At 64.3% G+C, this 12,799-nt stretch carries 11 protein-coding genes and 1 pseudogene; 8 read left to right on the top strand and 4 right to left on the bottom strand.

The features are described from left to right. Positions 1 to 5: 5 nt before the first annotated feature. Positions 6 to 1,346 carry an NAD(P)/FAD-dependent oxidoreductase gene (locus EJI00_RS13995; RefSeq protein ID WP_126748111.1) on the bottom strand — a complete coding sequence of 447 codons (1,341 nt, stop codon included), beginning with the start codon at positions 1,344 to 1,346 and terminating at the stop codon, positions 6 to 8. A gap of 247 nt (positions 1,347 to 1,593) precedes the next feature. Between EJI00_RS13995 and EJI00_RS13990 the strand changes: the two genes are divergently transcribed. The 8 genes from EJI00_RS13990 (at position 1,594) to EJI00_RS13955 (ending at position 10,458) form a co-directional block, all read left to right on the top strand. After that, the gene (locus tag EJI00_RS13990) at positions 1,594 to 3,897 is read left to right on the top strand and encodes an NADP-dependent malic enzyme (RefSeq protein ID WP_126748110.1); all 2,304 of its coding nucleotides are present in this window, start codon (positions 1,594 to 1,596) and stop codon (positions 3,895 to 3,897) included. 240 nt (positions 3,898 to 4,137) lie between these two features. Further along, positions 4,138 to 4,737 carry a TRAP transporter small permease gene (locus EJI00_RS13985; protein ID WP_126748109.1) on the top strand — a complete coding sequence of 200 codons (600 nt, stop codon included), beginning with the start codon at positions 4,138 to 4,140 and terminating at the stop codon, positions 4,735 to 4,737. 1 nt (position 4,738) lies between these two features. Continuing rightward, positions 4,739 to 6,004, top strand: a complete 1,266-nt coding sequence (locus tag EJI00_RS13980; protein ID WP_126748108.1) for a TRAP transporter large permease — start codon at positions 4,739 to 4,741, stop codon at positions 6,002 to 6,004. A 46-nt stretch (positions 6,005 to 6,050) separates the two neighbouring features. Next, positions 6,051 to 7,052, top strand: coding sequence for a TRAP transporter substrate-binding protein (locus EJI00_RS13975; protein ID WP_126748107.1), 1,002 nt, complete (start codon positions 6,051 to 6,053; stop codon positions 7,050 to 7,052). 238 nt (positions 7,053 to 7,290) lie between these two features. Next, a complete protein-coding gene (locus tag EJI00_RS13970) occupies positions 7,291 to 8,325 on the top strand; it encodes an ABC transporter substrate-binding protein (RefSeq protein ID WP_126748106.1) in 1,035 nt (344 codons plus the stop codon). Continuing rightward, complete coding sequence (locus EJI00_RS13965; RefSeq protein WP_126748198.1) at positions 8,325 to 9,185, top strand: ABC transporter ATP-binding protein; 861 nt, start codon at positions 8,325 to 8,327, stop codon at positions 9,183 to 9,185. Before EJI00_RS13970 ends, EJI00_RS13965 begins: the two co-directional genes overlap by 1 nt. Positions 9,186 to 9,194: 9 nt before the next feature. Beyond that, positions 9,195 to 9,965 (top strand): ABC transporter permease, encoded by a 771-nt coding sequence (locus tag EJI00_RS13960; RefSeq protein ID WP_124956406.1) that lies wholly within the window; start codon positions 9,195 to 9,197, stop codon positions 9,963 to 9,965. Between the two features lie 10 nt (positions 9,966 to 9,975). Continuing rightward, positions 9,976 to 10,458: a nucleoside deaminase gene (locus EJI00_RS13955; protein WP_126748105.1), complete on the top strand. Its 483-nt coding sequence runs from the start codon at positions 9,976 to 9,978 to the stop codon at positions 10,456 to 10,458. Between the two features lie 36 nt (positions 10,459 to 10,494). Here the strand turns inward: EJI00_RS13955 and EJI00_RS13950 are convergent, their stop codons facing one another. The 3 genes and pseudogenes from EJI00_RS13950 to lpxO form a co-directional block, all read right to left on the bottom strand. Then, positions 10,495 to 11,448, bottom strand: coding sequence for a DUF3829 domain-containing protein (locus EJI00_RS13950; RefSeq protein WP_185868134.1), 954 nt, complete (start codon positions 11,446 to 11,448; stop codon positions 10,495 to 10,497). Positions 11,449 to 11,545: 97 nt separating this feature from the next. Continuing rightward, positions 11,546 to 11,777 (bottom strand): annotated as a pseudogene (locus EJI00_RS13945) (oxidoreductase-like domain-containing protein). Positions 11,778 to 11,827: 50 nt separating this feature from the next. Beyond that, complete coding sequence (gene lpxO, locus EJI00_RS13940) at positions 11,828 to 12,724, bottom strand: lipid A hydroxylase LpxO (protein ID WP_126748103.1); 897 nt, start codon at positions 12,722 to 12,724, stop codon at positions 11,828 to 11,830. Positions 12,725 to 12,799: the final 75 nt, after the last annotated feature.

Here is a 12,799-nt window from a genome sequence, read left to right as displayed (position 1 = left end):
GCGGCTCAGGTCTTTGCAGCCTCCAGGGATTCCTTGAGGTTGCGCCGGCGCCATGCCCAGGTCTTCACGGCCTGCGGCAGGATGCCGATGCACGAGGCGTAGTACGTCACCTTGAAGCCCCAGAAGCGGGGGCCGATGGGCGTGTCGCGGAACAGGTCGCCCGCCAATATGGACAAGAGCGCCTCCTGCATGCGCCAGATGTTGCGCGGCGCCATGAACAGCCGCCGAATGGCCGGCGAAGTGATGCGGTAGATGAACCACGAGAACATCTTCGGTCCGCGCTTCATCACCTTCTCGTAGTGGCGGAAGGCCTTTTCGGCCTCCTTCGCCTCACCCTTGAGCCACAGGTCGGCTGCCTTGGCGGCCTCGAAGCCGCTGTTCATCGCCAGGTACACGCCCGACGAGAACATCGGGTCGACGAAGGCGTAGGCATCGCCCACCATCATGAATCGGTCGCCGCGGCAGAACTTGGAGTCGTAGGCGTAGTTGCCGGTGGCGGTGGCGCCTTCCATCAGCGTGGCGCTCTTCAGGCGCGCGGCCAGCTTGGGCGCAAGCGCAATCGTCTCCATCAGGAAGTCTTCGAGCGACTTGCCCTGGCGGCCCTTGAAGTACGCAGGCGAGGCCACGGCACCGACGCTCACGGTGCCGTCCTTCAGCGGGATGTACCAGAACCAGCCGTGGTCGAACCAGAAGAGCGAGATGTTGCCCTCGAAGCGGCCGGAGCGGCGCTCCGCATTGGCAAAGTGGCCGTAGAGCGCGGCGCTTGCGTGCTTGCGGTTGCGCTGCTTGGCGTCGAACTGGCTCGACAGCAGCGTGTCGCGGCCGCTCGCATCGATGACGAAGCGCGGGCGCCACTGGGTTTCGGTGCCGTCGTCGGCCTTGACCTTCACCAGCGGGCGGTTGTCGGCCGTGCCCTTGCCGGCGTCCATGTCGACACCGGTAACCCGCTGGCCTTCGAAGGTGCGCGCGCCGAGCTTGCCGGCGTGGCGGAACAGCAGTTCGTCGAACTCGGAGCGGCGCACGTGCACGGCGTACGGAAAGCTCTTGTCCATTGCCTCGCCGAAGTCGAAATGGCTCGAATGGTCGTGCCAGGGCGAGACAAACTCGGCGCCATGCTTCTTGATGCCGATCGCCTCGACCTCGGTGCGCACGCCCAGCCGGTCGAACAGCGGCATGTTCATGGGGAGCAGCGATTCGCCGATGTGAAAGCGCGGATGCTGCGCCTTTTCGATCAGCACCACGTCGTGCCCCTTGTCCGCGAGCAGCGCCGCCACGGTGGAGCCCGAAGGCCCGCCGCCGATGACCACGACGTCGGGGTCGGTGGTGGTGAAAGCTCCGGGTGTCATGCGCTGCCCTCTTCGTTGTCTTTTGTGTGTCTTGATTGACGATGGCCGGCGGCCTTGGCTGCACGGCCTTGCATTGCCTTGCCTTGTTTAACCTTGGGTGACCTTGGCTAACACTTTCGGAGTTTAGCGAACCGGCGCTTCGGTTCCGCGCAGGCTATGGGTTCAGGCGTTTTCGGCATTTCCCTTTTGGGAACAAGCCATGCTTTTGCGGTAGCCTCATTGCCCGTCAGAAACAAGGAGACATTTCATGGCTGCACCCCTCTCCCCCGCAGAAGAAGCTCTTCGCGATGCAGCGCGCGAATACCACCGCTCGCCCGTCAAGGGCAAGATTTCCATCACGCCGACCAAGCCGCTCCTGAACCAGCGCGACCTGTCGCTGGCCTATTCGCCCGGCGTGGCCTACCCCTGCCTCGATATCGCGGCCGACCCTTCGCTGGCGGCCGACTTCACCGCGCGCGGCAACCTGGTGGGCGTGGTCACCAACGGCACGGCGGTGCTGGGCCTGGGCAACATCGGCCCGCTGGCCGCCAAGCCGGTCATGGAGGGCAAGGGCTGCCTGTTCAAGAAATTTGCCGGCATCGACGTGTTCGACATCGAACTGGCCGAGACCGACCCCGACAAGCTGGTCGACATCATTGCGGCGCTGGAGCCCACGCTGGGCGGCATCAACCTCGAGGACATCAAGGCCCCCGAGTGCTTCTACATCGAGAAGAAGCTGCGCGAGCGCATGAACATTCCGGTGTTCCACGACGACCAGCACGGCACGGCCATCATCTCGGCCGCGGCGCTGATCAACGGGCTCGAGCTGGTCGGCAAGAAGATCGAGGACGTGAAGATCGCTGTTTCGGGTGCCGGGGCGGCGGCCATCGCCTGCCTCGACGTGATGGTGGGCCTGGGCGCCAAGCCGGCCAACATCTACGCCTGTGACTCCAAGGGCCTGATCTACATGGGCCGCGCGGGCGGCTTCGACGACTCCAAGGCACGCTACGCGCAAAAAGACACCGGCGCCCGCACCCTGGCCGACGTGGTGAAGGACGCCGACGTTTTTCTCGGCTGCTCGGCCCCCGGCGTGATGAGCGCCGAGATGGTGAAGACCATGGGCACGCAGCCGATCATCCTGGCCCTGGCCAACCCCGAGCCCGAGATCCGGCCCGAACTTGCCAAGGCCGTGCGGCCCGACTGCATCATTGCCACCGGCCGTTCGGACTACCCGAACCAGGTCAACAACGTGCTGTGCTTTCCGTACATCTTCCGCGGCGCCCTCGACTGCGGCGCCAGCAAGATCACGGAAGAAATGAAGCTGGCCTGCGTGCGCGAGATCGCCGAGCTCACCAAGGCCGACATCAGCGAAGAAGTGGCCACCGCCTATGCCGGTCAAGAGCTGTCGTTCGGGCCCGACTACATCATTCCCAAGCCCTTCGATTCGCGGCTCATCCTGCGCATTGCGCCGGCCGTGGCCAAGGCGGCGCATGCATCGGGCGTGGCCGCGCGGCCCATCGAAGACATGGACGCCTACCGCCAGCACCTGACGCGCTTCGTCTATCAGACCGGCATGTTCATGCGCCCGGTGTTCAGCGCCGCCAAGATCGCGGCCGCCAAGCGCGTGGCCTATGCCGAAGGCGAAGACGAGCGCGTGCTGCGCGCGGCGCAACTGGCCGTGGACGAAGGCTTGGCGCAGCCCATCCTGGTCGGCCGCCCCGCGGTGATCGAGGCGCGCATCAAGAAGGCCGGCCTGCACATCCGCGTGGGCACTGATGTAGAAATTGTCGATCCCGAGGACGATCCGCGCTTTCGCATCTACTGGGAGAGCTTCCACAAGCTCATGGGCCGCAGCGGCGTGACGCCCGAGGCCGCCAAGACCATGGTGCGCCGCTCCAACACCATCATTGCCGCGCTGATGCTGCACCTGGGCGATGCAGACGCCATGATCTGCGGGCTGGTGGGGCGCTTCGACGTGCACCTGGAACACATCCGCAACCTCATCGGCCTGAAGCGCGGCGCGCCGGGCTTTGCCACGCTGAACGCGCTCACGCTCGAGAAGCGCACAGTGTTCATTACCGACACCAACGTGAACGAGGACCCGAGCGCCGAGCTGCTCGCCAGCATTGCGATGATGGCGGCCGAAGAGGTGCGCCGCTTCGGGCTGCCGCCGAAGGTCGCCTTTCTTTCGCACTCGAACTACGGCACTTCGAGCCGCGGCTCGGCGCGCAAGATGCGGCTGGCGCGCGACCTGTTCGCGCAGATGGCGCCCGACATCGAATGCGACGGCGAAATGCACGGCGACTCCGCGCTGTCCGAAGAAGTGCGCCGCGTCGCGCTGCCCGAAACCACGCTTACCGGCGAGGCCAACCTGCTGGTGTGCCCGAACCTGGACTCCGCCCACATCCTCTACAACGTGCTGAAGATGACGGGCGCCAACGGCATCACGGTGGGACCCATCCTGCTGGGCGCCTCGGGCTCGGCCCATGTGCTCACGCCTTCTTCGACCGTGCGGCGCGTGGTCAACATGACGGCACTGGCGGTGGCGAATGCGACGACCGCGCTGAAGTAGCAAGACCCCGCCTTCACCGGACCGACGCCCCGCTGCCGCATGCAGCGGGGCGTTTTTCATTGCGGCGCGCTACGGGCATGCACCGTTTCCGCCCGCTCATCACTTTTTGGGCTGGCATGCAATCTGCTAATACCCTGAGCGGATATCTCAAATATCTTATTAATATATTTATAAAACCCGGCCCTCCTGCCCTTCGTCAACCTTCACCTCTTTTCTCTTTCTCACATGGAAGAACACGCCTTGGAACGCGGGGGCTTTTCCCGCCGGGTGCTCGATGCGTCCGACTTCGTCCTGCGCTGGGAGCGCCGCCTGCTTTCCGGGCTGATGGGCCTGCTCATGGTGCTGGTGCTGCTGAACGTGGTCACGCGCTACGGCGGCGTGCCGCTCTACTGGGTCGACGAGGCTTCGGTGTACTGCGTGGTGTGGCTCACCTTCATCGGCGCCTCGGCAATGACGCGGCTGCGGCTGGACTTTGCAGTGACGCTGCTCACCGACAAGCTCGGCGAAAAAGCGGTGCGCGTTGCCAAGGCCGCTGCGTCGGGCGGCGTGCTGCTGCTGGGCCTGGCGCTGCTGGCGATGTGCTGGCTCTACATGGATCCGGTGGGCATCGTGCGCCATGGCTTCGATGCGAAGGAATACGCCGCCGAATCCTTCAACTTTCTTTATACCGAGCGCACGCAGACACTGAACTGGCCGGCCTGGGCCGTCCAGCTGATCCTGCCGGTCTTCTCGGCCACGCTCAGCCTGCATGCACTCTCCAACCTGCTCGAAGACCTTGGACTGCAGCCCCGGCGCACGCACGCCGAGTTCCATGTGACCAACGCAGACGCGGTGAACTGACATGCTGACCTCCGCATTCTTCCTGTTGATCATGCTGGTCGGCGTGCCGATCGGCGCCTGCCTGTGCCTTGCGGGCATCGTGTACATCCTCAACTCGGGCGACACGGTGCTGTTCCAGTCGTTCCCGGTGCAGATATTCGGCGGTGTCGACAGCTACAGCCTCATTGCGATTCCGCTGTTCATCCTGATCGGCGAGGTCATGAACGGCGGCGGCATCACCAGGCGGCTGGTCGACCTGGCGCTGGCCTTCATCGGCTCGGTAAAGGGCGGCCTCGCCTACGTGAACATCCTGGCCAACATGCTGGTGTCGTCGATCATCGGCTCGGCCACGGCACAGGTGGCCATCATGAGCCAGATCATGGTGCCTGAGATGGAGAAGCAGGGCTACGACAAGACCTTTGCCGCCGGCATCACGGTGTACGGCGGCATGCTGGGGCCGATCATTCCGCCCTCGGTGATGTTCGTGGTGTACAGCGTGCTCGCGCAGGTGGCGGTGGGCGACATGCTCATTGCCGGCATCATTCCCGGCGTGATTCTCACGGCGGCGTTCTTCATCGTGATCGCTTGCATGGGCCTGATCTACAACTACCCGCGCACCGCAAAGCGCACCGTCAGGGAGCGGCTGCACACCATGCTCACGGCCTGCCCCACGCTGCTGATTCCCATCGTGATCGTCGGCTCCATCCTCGGCGGCTTTGCCAACCCGACCGAGGCCGCCGCAGTGGGCGCGGTGGCCGCGGTGCTGATCGGCCGCTACGTCACCAAGGAATTTCGCTTTGCGATGATTCCGCAGATCCTGCTGAAATCGGCAATCTACTCGGCGGTGGTGCTCTTCCTGGTGGCTGCGGCCGCGGTGTTCTCGTGGCTGCTGATCTACGGCAAGGTGCCGCAGGCCACGGCCGCATGGATCCAGACCGTGGCGAAGGACCCTATCGCCTTCCTGCTGCTGGTGAACCTGATCCTGCTGGTGATCGGCACCGTGATCGACGGCATTCCGGGGTTGATCATGACCGTGCCGATCCTGCTGCCCATTGCAACGGAGATCTACGGCATCGATCCGCGCCACTTCGGCGTGGTGGTGGTGATCAACCTCGTGCTCGGGCTCATGACGCCGCCCGTGGGCCTGAGCTTCTTCGTGGCTTCGGCCGTTACCGGTGCCAAGCCGGGAAAGATGTTCATCGTCACCCTGCCGTTCTTCCTGATCTGCTGCGCGGCGCTGGTGCTGCTGTCGCTCTTTCCGAGCCTGTCGCTGGCCTTGCTCAAGTAAGCCCAGCAAGCGCCCGATTTTATTCTTCACTCAACCGGAGCCTCGCATGTCCCTCTCCCGCCGCAAATTCGTCGTCCAGGCCGCCGCCGGTACCGCCGCCGCGTCGTCCGCTCTGTTCAGCACCGTGTCGCGTGCAGCGGCCGCCAAGGAATTCCGCCTCGGCCTCATCACGCCGGCCGGGCACTCGTGGAACCGTGCCGCGGTGAGCTTCGGCGAAGCGCTCAAGAAGGCCACCGACGGCCGCCTGAGCGCCACGGTGTTCCATTCGGGCCAGCTCGGCAACGAGTCGGCCATGATGCAGCAGCTGCAGTCCGGCGCGCTGGACATGGGCTGGATCCAGGCGGCCGAACTCGGTTCGCGCGTGTCCAGCGTGGCGGCCATCAATGCGCCGTACCTCGTGCGCTCGACCACTAACGTTGCCTCGCTGGTGCGCACGCCCGCCGCGCTCAAGCTGCTCGACGTGCTGCCGCGCGAAACGGGCTGCATCGGCCTGGGCTGGGGCATCACCGGCATGCGGGTGGTGTTTTCGACCAAGCCCATTTCCACGCCCACCGACCTCAAGGGCATGAAGCTGCGCATCAACCCGACGCCGGTGTACCGCGACTTCTATCAATTGCTCGGCGCCGCCCCCACGCCGATTCCCACGCCCGCCGTTTTCGACGCCATGTCGAACGGCCAGGTCGACGGGCTGGAGGCGGACATCGAGTTTTCATGGAACCAGCGCTTCGACAGGGTCGCGAAGACCATGCTGCCGATGAATGCGCTGTTCATGCCCTTTGCGCCGCTGGTCTCGGGCCGCATCTGGCAGACGCTCGACGCCAAGGACAAGTCGCTCATCACCGACCTGGTGAAGCAGTCGCTCGACGCGCAGATCAGGGACATCGTGACCACCGAACTCGGCCTGATCGACAAGTTCAAGACGAGCGGCATCGCCATCAAGAGCGACGCCGGCTACAACCCCGCGCCGATCATTGCGGAGTTCGACAAGATCTGGCTGCCCAAGGCGCCGCAGATCGCCGAGCTGCGCAAGATCGGCGCCGCCCTCTGAGCCTGCGCGCGACGACGCCGACACCTGTGGCGCCGGCCGGCAAGCCGGCGCCCCAAATTGGTTCAAGCTTCAAGCTTCTTTCGGCTGAAATTCGCGAGAACTCACAAAACGGGTGCGCCATAGCCACGCTGGCGCCCCAACTCTGCACCGCGGCAGTTCATCGGGAGGGTTCGCACCAATCGCGTGCGGGCACCGTTTTTGCTTGAATGCAGAAGCATTCACCTCCAACGGATTTCGCATGAACAAGCGCCAACTGCTCCAGTCCTTCCTCGCCGCCTCGGCCCTCAGCTTCGGCCTTTCTTCGGCCCTTGCCCAGACCACGACGCCGATCAAGTTCCAGCTCGACTGGCGCTTCGAAGGTCCGGCCGCGCTGTTCCTGCACCCGGCCGCCAAGGGCTACTTCAAGGCCGCCGGCCTGGACGTGACCATCGACGCGGGCAACGGCTCGGGCGGCACGGTGACGCGCGTGGCCTCCGGCGCCTACGAAATGGGCTTTGCCGACCTTGCCGCGCTGATGGAATTCCACGCCAACAACCCCGACAGCCCCAACAAGCCGGTCGCGGTGATGATGGTCTACAACAACACGCCGGCCTCGGTCATGACGCTGAAGAAGAGCGGCATCGCCAAGCCGGCCGACCTGGCCGGCAAGAAGCTCGGCGCGCCGGTGTTCGACGCGGGCCGCCGCGCATTCCCGATCTTTGCCAAGGCCAACAACATCGGCGCAGTCAACTGGACCGCCATGGATCCGACGCTGCGCGAAACCATGCTGATCCGCGGCGACATCGACGCGATCACGGGCTTCACGTTTACCTCGCTGCTGAACCTGGAGGCGCGCGGCGCCAAGGCTGCCGACATTGTCGTGCTGCCCTACCCCGACTACGGCGTGAAGCTCTATGGCAACGTGATCATCGCGTCGCCCAAGCTCATCAAGGAGAACCCCCAGGCAGTGAAGAAATTCCTCTCGGCCTTTGCCAAGGGAGCGAAGGAAGTCATTGCCAATCCGGCGATGGGCATCGAGTCGGTGAAGGCGCGCGACGGCATCATCGACAGCAAGCTCGAAACCCGCCGCCTGCAGCTGGCCATCGACACCGTGATCAACAGCGCCGACGCGCGCAGCGAAGGCTTCGGCGTGGTCAATGCGGGCCGCATGTCGCTGATGGCCTCGCAAGTGTCGGACGCGTTCAACACCAAGACGCGCGTGAGCCCCGACGCCGTGTGGACTGCCGCGCTGCTGCCGCCCGCGGCCGAACTCAACGGCGTGCTGCGCAAGTGATGCAGGCGGACGCATCGAGCGAGGCCGCCGCACCCTTCGTCGACTTTCAGGACGTCTGGCTCGCCTACAACGAGGAGCTTCTGCGCGCCAACCACTTCGCGGTCGAGGCCATCGACCTGAAGGTGAAGCGCGGAGAGTTCATTGCCATCGTCGGGCCCTCGGGCTGCGGCAAGTCGACCTTCATGAAGCTCACCACGGGCCTCAAGATGCCTTCGATGGGCAAGATCCGCATCGACGGCCAGCCCGTGACCGGGCCGCTCAAGATCTCGGGCATGGCGTTTCAGGCGCCTTCGCTGCTGCCGTGGCGCACCACGGTCGACAACGTGCTGCTGCCGCTCGAAATCGTCGAGCCCTATCGCTCCAGCTTCAAGGCCAAGCGCAAGGAATACGTCGAGCGCGCGCGCAAGCTGCTGCAGAAGGTGGGCCTCGCGGGCTACGAAGACAAGTTTCCGTGGCAGCTTTCGGGCGGCATGCAGCAGCGCGCAAGCATTTGCCGCGCGCTCATCCACGAGCCCAAGATGCTGCTGCTCGACGAGCCCTTCGGCGCGCTCGACGCCTTCACGCGCGAGGAGCTCTGGTGCATCCTGCGCGACCTCTGGACCGAGCAGCAGTTCAACGTCATCCTGGTGACGCACGACCTGCGCGAAAGCGTATTTCTGGCCGACACGGTGTACGTGATGAGCAAGAGCCCGGGCCGATTCGTGGTCAAGCGCGAAATCGAGCTGCCGCGTCCGCGCGAGCTGGAGCTCACCTACACCAAGGAGTTCACCGACATCGTGCTGGAACTGCGCGGGCACATCGGCGCCATTCGAAACACGGGCATCAGCGCGGCGCAGACAGCGGCCGCGGTGTCCCACTGAAGGCGCGCCATGAAGAACACCAAGCAAATCGAACGCTGGTCGCCCTGGCTGCTGCTGGTTGCGGTGATCCTGCTGTGGCAGGTGATCTGCGCAGGCTTCGGCGTTTCGGACTTCATCTTTCCGAGCCCGCTGCGCATCTGGAACCAGTTCTGGGAATTCAAGGAAATCATCGCGGGCCATGCGTGGCGCACCTTCTGGGTCACGATGGCGGGCTTCGGCCTGGCCATTGTGGTGGGCGTGCTGCTGGGTTTTGTGATCGGCAGTTCGCGCATCGCGTACGCGGCGATCTATCCGCTCATGACGGCCTTCAACGCGCTGCCGAAGGCGGCCTTCGTGCCCATCCTGGTGGTGTGGTTCGGCATCGGCGTCGGCCCGGCCATTCTCACGGCCTTTTTGATCAGCTTCTTCCCGATCATGGTCAACATTGCCACCGGCCTTGCCACGCTCGAGCCCGAACTGGAAGACGTGCTGCGCGTGCTCGGCGCCAAGCGCTGGGACGTGCTCATGAAGATCGGCCTGCCGCGCTCCATGCCCTACTTCTTCGGCTCGCTCAAGGTCGCGATCACGCTGGCTTTTGTCGGCACCACGGTGAGCGAGATGACGGCCGCCAACGAAGGCATCGGCTACCTGCTGATTTCTGCCGGCTCGGCCATGCAGATGGGCTTGGCCTTCGCGGGCCTGATGGTGGTGGGCGCCATGGCCATGCTGATGTATGAGCTCTTCAGCGTGATCGAGAAGCACACGACCGGCTGGGCGCACCGCGGTTCGCAAAACCAATAAGGCACCACGGATGACGCGCGACCAGATCATCCGTGCGCTGCGCCGGGCCGACGAGGTCGCCCGCCGCGCGATGGCGATGGGCCGGCACCCCTTCGGCGCCGTGCTCGTCGCGCCCGACGGCGAGACCATCCTCGCCGAGCAGGGCAACATCGACACGGTGAATCACGCCGAAGCCACGCTCGCGCGCCATGCCGCGCAGAACTGGCCGGCGGACTACCTGTGGCGATGCACGCTGGTCACCACCTTCGAGCCCTGCGCCATGTGTGCGGGCACCAGCTACTGGGCCAACATTGGCCGCGTTATTTACGGGGCGGAAGAAACCGCATTGCTCGCGCTCACGGGCGACCATCCCGAGAACCCCACGCTGAGCCTGCCCTGTCGCGAAGTGTTCGCGCGCGGACAGAAGAAGATCGAGGTGATCGGGCCGGTGCCTGAAGTCGCCGACGAAATGATCGCCACGCACCGCGGCTTCTGGGAAGCGCGCGGCCAGTGACTGTTTGGCACGCGCCCTCCGGTACGTGCCATGCTCTCAACCGCCGCAGTTGTTCGACGCATCGACCGCCTCGTTGCGCACGTCGAACCACTGATTGGCGGCATCGGCGACCCCTTTGCCCGAACCGCCCTTCATGGCACTCATCAAGGTCCGCGTGACCCCGATCAGGCTGTCGATCTTGTCCTTGTACATCGCGCACACCGGGTCCCATGCAGATGCCGCATTCGGATCTTTGCGTAGGGTGCCAAGCTCGGAGTTTGCGGCACTCACGGCCTGCAGCGCGGGATCGATGGCGGATACGTTCTCCTTGTCGTCGAGCGCCCCCTTGACTGCGATGGCGAGCTTACGGATTTCAAGCGACACCTTCAGCTTGTGAAAGGCTACGGTGCCCGGCTTGAGCATTGCCAGCGCCGCTTCGTCGCGCTTGAGCGTCTGCGCCGACAAAGCGGTGCCGAACGCGTGGGTGGCTTTGTCGGCGGCATCGAGCGCGGCCAACAGCGGCGCATCCATCTGGCGCGCCTTGGCGCCCTTGTCACTCAGATATTCCTTGGTGGTCTCGTAGGCAATAGCTTCCTTGAGCAGCGGATTGAGCGCTTCGAGCGCTGCCTTGAGCGCCCTTCCCGGGGCATCCAGTTCCGGTAACTGCTGCGTCATGACTATCGCCTCTTCGAAAGCGCTGAGGGGACGATCGACGTCACGGATGACCCCAACGCTGTAGCTATCGAGCGGTACACCGGCCTTGGCGATCTTCGGGTTGGAGCGCCGGTACTCCCGCAGGATCTTTCCGAAGCTGTGCCACTGCAGCAGCTTGTTATAAGCCACGACGTAGGCATTGAGCTTTTCGGCTTGCTGCTTCTCGGGCACCACCAGGCCAGACGCGGCGGATGGCGCCTCCATCGGTTGCGGTTTGCATCCGGCAAGCGCAATGACCAGCGGCAAAGCCAGAACGGAAACGAGGCGCGCGGCGTTGCGCGGGCGAATCGCTGTCATATGGGTTCCTCCTGAATTTTCTGTTCCGGAGACTCTATATGGCGACAACCGCCCGGGCATTCAGATATCTGTGAGCTACTGCCGCTGCAGCGGCACTTTACGGTGAACTGAGCAGCAGCGACGCCTCATCGCGCCAATACGCGATGGCTGCCAGCCAGCCTTCCCACACGCAGCCGTTGCAGCCGCGCCCGGCAGCAGGTGGTGGGCTCGGGCGGCGGCACCCGCAGGGCGATTTGCTGCGCGCCGGCCTCGCTCTGAACCGCCTCGATCAGCGCCTGGGCGCTGGCAAGGTCGACTGGAATGGGCAGGTCTTTGTCTGCGAAGGACATGTGCTGGCAGCGGTGGCCAGGCACCGCGCGGCAAAGGACAGGATAGCGCCTTACCAGAAGATCCAGAGTGCAAGGCCGCCGAAGATCGACCACTTCACAAGGTAGTACGCGCGCTTGTCCCAGGCCTTGAGACGCTTGCCGATGACGCGGATCTGGTAGATGTACTTGAACGCGCGGTTGATGCCGCCGGTCTTGTCGCCAACATCGTTGGGCGAAGCGGCCGCCGCCAGCAGGTTCTTTGCAAACCAGCGGTTCACGGCGCTGGCCCAGCGGTACTTCAGCGGGCGCTCGATGTCGCAGAACAGGATCACGCGGTCCTTGTCGGTCGTGTTCTCGGCGTAGTGGATGTAGGTTTCGTCGAACACCACGGCCTCGCCGTCGCGCCAGTGGTAGCGCTGGCCGTCCACGTCGATGTAGCAGCCCTCGACGCCCGGCGTCCACAAGCCGAGGTGGTAGCGCAGCGAGCCCGCAAACGGATCGCGGTGGCGCACCAGGCGGCTGCCCGGCGGGAGCTCGGCAAACATGGCGGCCTTGATGGTGCCGATGCCCTTGAGCAATTCGGTGGTGCGGGGGCACAGCACGGCTGCGGAGGGGTGCGCATCGTCGTACCACTTCAGGTAGAAGCGCTTCCAGCCGCTCTTGAAGAAGGAGTTGAAACCCACGTCATTGAACTGGCTCGAGGCCTTGATGCTGCCGCCATTGCGCATGGCCAGCGCTTCCTCGCGAATGACCTGCCAGTTCTCTTCGAGCACGCGCATCTCCGGAAACTGCGCGGGCGAAAGGTACGGCGTGCTCGGCACCTTCGAGAAGATGTACATGAAAGCGTTCAACGGCGCCAGGAAGGTCGAATGATCAGAAAGCTGCCTGAAAAAACGATGCCGGACCTGGCCGCGGAAGTGAACGTAGAGTGCGCTGAGCGCGAAGATGGCGAGAATAACCCACTTCATTAAAGTGTCCTGTAAAGCGGGGCGTAGTGTAATTGTTCACACTTTTTCCGGCTGCCGCAGGATTTCATGCCCTTT

This window comes from Variovorax sp. DXTD-1 (genome assembly GCF_003984625.1).
Lineage (GTDB): Bacteria > Pseudomonadota > Gammaproteobacteria > Burkholderiales > Burkholderiaceae_C > Variovorax.
The sequence above is the reverse complement of the archived record's forward strand: the minus strand, read 5'-3'. Positions and strand labels throughout refer to the sequence as shown.